Origin of the sequence: Vibrio sp. 10N.261.51.A4, from assembly GCF_041471945.1 — a bacterium.
GTDB lineage: Bacteria > Pseudomonadota > Gammaproteobacteria > Enterobacterales > Vibrionaceae > Vibrio > Vibrio crassostreae_C.
Genome location: NZ_JBFRPJ010000192.1, coordinates 1 through 271, shown reverse-complemented (window position 1 = coordinate 271; position 271 = coordinate 1). Strand labels below are relative to the sequence as shown.

Annotated in this window: 1 protein-coding gene; it reads left to right on the top strand. The window is 46.1% G+C overall.

Features of this window, described 5'->3' with window-relative positions; translation table 11 throughout:
- Positions 1 to 271: hypothetical protein (locus AB4384_RS23700; protein WP_372130209.1), on the top strand; the 271-nt coding region annotated here is incomplete at both ends.

Below are 271 nucleotides of genomic sequence, written 5' to 3'. Positions count from 1 at the left end.
AGATTTTCACATTAAGCTTTAGCGCTGCGACTCTGGGGCAATATACCTTTACGCTGTTGGAGAATATCGACCACGATGATGGTCGTGGCAATAACGACTTCACGTTTGAACTACCAGTTTACGCGGTTGATACCGACGGTGATGATTCGTTAATGTCACCACTATCGGTGATGATTACTGATGATGTTCAAGTTATGGCAAGTGGCGAACTGACAATTGAAGAGCCTACTGTCGCCGACTTAGCTGCAGGTACGCCAACGACATCCGTTTT